4 protein-coding genes and 1 pseudogene are annotated in these 3,171 nt (G+C 64.3%); all 5 read left to right on the forward strand.

Features of this window, described 5'->3' with window-relative positions:
• Positions 1 to 161: 161 nt before the first annotated feature.
• The 5 genes and pseudogenes from ACWEQQ_RS44910 (at position 162) to ACWEQQ_RS44930 (ending at position 2,964) form a co-directional block, all read left to right on the forward strand.
• Complete coding sequence (locus ACWEQQ_RS44910) at positions 162 to 893, forward strand: alpha/beta fold hydrolase (RefSeq protein ID WP_452352552.1); 732 nt, start codon at positions 162 to 164, stop codon at positions 891 to 893.
• 115 nt (positions 894 to 1,008) lie between these two features.
• Positions 1,009 to 1,318, forward strand: a pseudogene (locus ACWEQQ_RS44915) (UbiD family decarboxylase); the annotation flags it as partial.
• A gap of 48 nt (positions 1,319 to 1,366) precedes the next feature.
• The gene (locus ACWEQQ_RS44920) at positions 1,367 to 1,819 is read left to right on the forward strand and encodes a hypothetical protein (RefSeq protein WP_452352553.1); all 453 of its coding nucleotides are present in this window, start codon (positions 1,367 to 1,369) and stop codon (positions 1,817 to 1,819) included.
• The gene (locus tag ACWEQQ_RS44925) at positions 1,819 to 2,442 is read left to right on the forward strand and encodes a non-oxidative hydroxyarylic acid decarboxylases subunit B (protein ID WP_452352554.1); all 624 of its coding nucleotides are present in this window, start codon (positions 1,819 to 1,821) and stop codon (positions 2,440 to 2,442) included. Before ACWEQQ_RS44920 ends, ACWEQQ_RS44925 begins: the two co-directional genes overlap by 1 nt.
• Positions 2,443 to 2,487: 45 nt before the next feature.
• Entirely contained in the window at positions 2,488 to 2,964 is a 477-nt protein-coding gene (locus ACWEQQ_RS44930) for a LysR substrate-binding domain-containing protein (RefSeq protein WP_452352555.1), read from the forward strand.
• The last annotated feature ends 207 nt before the right edge of the window (positions 2,965 to 3,171 follow it).

Here is a 3,171-nt window from a genome sequence, read left to right on the forward strand (position 1 = left end):
TCGACTGCACCTGGCCGATCGACCTCGCACCACAGGACATTCCGTTGCGAAGCGACTTCGCGACCAGCTATCCGGAAGACCTCAAACGCCGGATCAAGGACCAGGTCGCCGGGTGGCACCTCACCCCGATCAGCGACCGGAACAAGGGATAGGGCGGCGGCATGAGCACATTCGTATTGATCCACGGCGGAAGTCACGGCGCGTGGTGCTGGTACAAGGTCGTGCCCATTCTCGAATCCCTGGGCCACATGGTCGTGACACCGGACCTGCCGGGCCACGGCATCGACCGCACACCGGTCGCGAGCGCGAGCCTGTCCGCCTATGTCGACCGGGTCCGATCGGTCCTGGATCCGCTGGCGGACAAGGCGATACTGGTCGGCCACTCGATGGGCGGGGTCACGGTCAAGACCGCGGCGGAACGTTACGCGGACAAGATCGCGGGAGTCGTGTATGTTGCAGCCGACGTCGTCGAGGGCGGGCAATCTCTCGCCACCGATCCAGCCCTGGCCGGTGTCTTCGGGAAACTGGCCCCCTATCTCTCGGCCAACCCCGACGACCAAACATTCGACCTGGCCCCGGCCGCCGCGGCGAGTTTCTTCTACAACGACTGCAATGCCGCCGACATCGCACTGGCCCTCCGACTTCTGACCCCAGAACCGAACGCGACCATCACCGGCCTTGTCGACGCCCCGACGACCCGATACCTTTCGCTTCCACGACTCGGGGTGATCACCTCGGAGGACGCACTCCTACCCCCCGACGTCCAGAAAGCCCTGTACCGACGTGACGGAATCACCGAAACTGTCACCTTGCCCACCGGACACTCCCCATTCCTCTCCGCACCTGGCGAGTTGGCGATACACCTGCTGAATTTCGCGGCCCGCTTGCCCTGAATAGCTTGATGCACCATCTTCGAATTCGCCTGTGCTGGAAGGATGACCGATCAGGAGGACGGCATCGCCATGAGAGTGACTTGCGCGAGAGCCACTGGGCTACACCGTTGGCGTAGGAACGGAACGGTATTTCGTTGTCGTGGACGAGGATATCGACATCACCGGTATCCACCATGTGCAGTGGGCACTGTTCACCCGGATCGATCCCGCCGAGTCGATTCATGTGCTGCGCAACTGACCACGGCCATCGACCCGCGCCTGTCTCCCGAGAAGCGGACCGCCGGGGACATGTCGATGGGCATTGTGCTGATCGATGCTTGCAAGCCCTTCGCCTGGAAGGACTCTCCTGCCCGAAGGCGAATCGTTTCGACGACGCCGCCCGCGGCAAGATCCGCGACAGGTGGAACGTGATCCTGCCGCTGTAAGCGGCGCGATTCGAGGGTCGGGACGAAACGGAAAGGTAGGTGAGGACAATGGCCATCTTGCCCGAGGATCTCGCAGGGCTCCTGCGCGGTTTCCCTGACCCGGAGGCGCGGGAGCAAGCCTTTCCGTTCCTCTCGATCGACGAGCACGGGCTCCCGCACAGCGCGCTGCTGTCGAGGTCGGAACTCGAGCCCGCGGCGGACGGCAGCCGGTTGTTCGGCGTGGTGGCGAGCCCGCGCACCCGGGCGAATCTGCATCGCAGCGGAGCTGCCGGTTTGATCGCGGTGGCGGGTACCGTCTGCCACCACGCCAAGCTGCGCATGATCTCCTGCCTCGGGGACGGCGACCTGCTCGGCTGCGTGTTCGAGCTCGTCGAGTACAAGCGCGACGATATCGGAATCGCCTTGACCCCCATGATGTTTCATGCGTCGCCGGAGCTCGCCGAGCGCGAACGATGGGGGCGTGTCGCCGATCTGCTGGACCGCCTGATGTGGAGGGTCTGATGAGGGAGACGACAACCCGGCGTCTCATCGTCGGCGTGACAGGTGCCACGGGTGCGCCGCTGGCTGTGCGAATTCTTGAGATGCTGCACGAAATGCCCGAGGTGGAAACACATTTGGTAGTGAGTACCTGGGCACACCAGACCATCGAGATGGAGTCATCGCTGTCGGTGCGGGAGGTGAGCGAGCTTGCGGATGTCACCTACAAGCTCGGGGAGCAGGGAGCTGCGATCTCTTCGGGTTCCTTCCGTACCGACGGCATGATCATCGTGCCCTGCAGTATGCGCACCCTCGCTGCCGTGCGCCACGGTCTGGCCGACAATCTCATCACCAGGGCGGCGGACGTGGTGCTCAAAGAGCGCCGCCGCCTGGTACTGGTGCCGCGCGAAACCCCGCTCAACGACATACATCTGGAGAACATGCTGGCGCTGAGCCGCATGGGAGCCCGCATGGTGCCGCCGATGCCTGCGTTCTACAACAACCCCGAAACCGTCGACGACATCGTCGACCACATCGCGGTGCGGGTGCTCGACCAATTCGATCTCGACCCGCCGCGGGCGCGGCGCTGGACCGGGCTGGCAGACGCTCGTCGGCATCGTGCGGGAGCGCGGAATCCGGTCAGCTGAGCTGCCCGCCGGTCAGTCTCGTAGCATGTTCGATGAACATCTAGCATTTCCTCAACCGGTCCCAGGTCTGGGCTACGCCGACAACTCGATCGTGCTGCCGCACAGGCGGGTACACGGTTGCGAATCCCCTTCGAGGCCGGGTATCCCGGCCTGCTGGTCACCATGGCCGCGCACGGGCTCGGAATCGCCCTCGTGCCGGAATCCGCACTGGCGCACGGTGATCGAGTGGTGGGGGTGCCGGTTCCGGAGTTGTCGCCGGGACGGATCAGCATAGCGTGGCGCGACGCTGACGCGGCCGATCCGGCGACGGATGCAACCCGACCGGCTTCACCATCCCGGCCGCCTCCGCCAGCTGCCAGGAACTTCTCCGCTCCGCCAGCGCCAGCAACCCGGTCAGATACGCCCGCGCCCACCACTGCGGCTCCTCGCGATAGAACGCGCCCCAGCCGCCCGAGCGAACGTCCTATCGAAACCCAGTCTCCAGGCCGAAACATCATAGCCCCCAACATCATCCAGCACTGACGACAACCTACTGCAGAAGCAACTCTGCTGCAGAACAACAAAATACAACTGTCGTGCTAGGGATGGGGATGAAGTTCTGGACGGGGACAACGACGGCTTCCATGGCGGCGCAGCAGCGCGGGTGTCAACTCCACTGGGGCTACGGCTACGTCAACAGATACCTGATTGCCCGCCTCTACACCGCCAAGTCTGCCGTCCCGTCGGGTC

This window comes from Nocardia sp. NPDC004123 (genome assembly GCF_053603795.1).

Coding starts and splice junctions, on each gene's coding strand:
- ACWEQQ_RS44910 (WP_452352552.1), top strand. CDS start 162: ATGAGCACATTCGTATTGATCCACGGCGGAAGTCACGGCGCGTGGTGC.
- ACWEQQ_RS44920 (WP_452352553.1), top strand. CDS start 1,367: ATGGCCATCTTGCCCGAGGATCTCGCAGGGCTCCTGCGCGGTTTCCCT.
- ACWEQQ_RS44925 (WP_452352554.1), top strand. CDS start 1,819: ATGAGGGAGACGACAACCCGGCGTCTCATCGTCGGCGTGACAGGTGCC.